Below are 570 nucleotides of genomic sequence, written 5' to 3' on the forward strand. Positions count from 1 at the left end.
GCTAAGTTGGTAACGAATGTTTCGTTGTTTGCTATCTCAGCTACTGCTACTTTTACTGCGTTTCCGTCTGAATCGGTTACAACTAACTCGTCATTTACTAAGGCAAATGTTTGGTTGGTTGTGTTTAAATCTTCAATTGCAATCTCGTGTTTTCCTGTTGCATCGATATAGAAGAAGTTCCCATTTTCATATCCTACGTTTCCGTATTTGTCGTTTAACGTATTGATGATGTTGGTTACAAATTCGCTGTTGTTCGTTACTTTAGAAATGAATTCATTGTTATCTCCTAACTTAGTTACAAACGTACTGTTATCGGCTAAGTTGGTAACGAATGTTTCGTTGTTTGCTATCTCAGCTACTGCTACTTTTACTGCATTTCCATCTGAATCGGTTACAACTAACTCGTCATTTACTAAGGCAAATGTTTGGTTGGTTGTGTTTAGATCTTCAATTGCAATCTCGTGTTTTCCAGCCGCATCGATATAGAAGAAGTTCCCATTTTCATATCCTACGTTTCCGTATTTGTCGTTTAACGTATTGATGATGTTCGTTACAAATTCGCTGTTGTTT

General features: G+C 36.8%; 1 pseudogene. It reads right to left on the reverse strand.

The features are described from left to right. Positions 1-570: pseudogene (locus H4K33_RS16395) on the reverse strand (hypothetical protein); the annotation flags it as partial.

This window comes from Myroides sp. WP-1, from assembly GCF_014145635.1.
Classification (GTDB): Bacteria; Bacteroidota; Bacteroidia; order Flavobacteriales; family Flavobacteriaceae; genus Flavobacterium.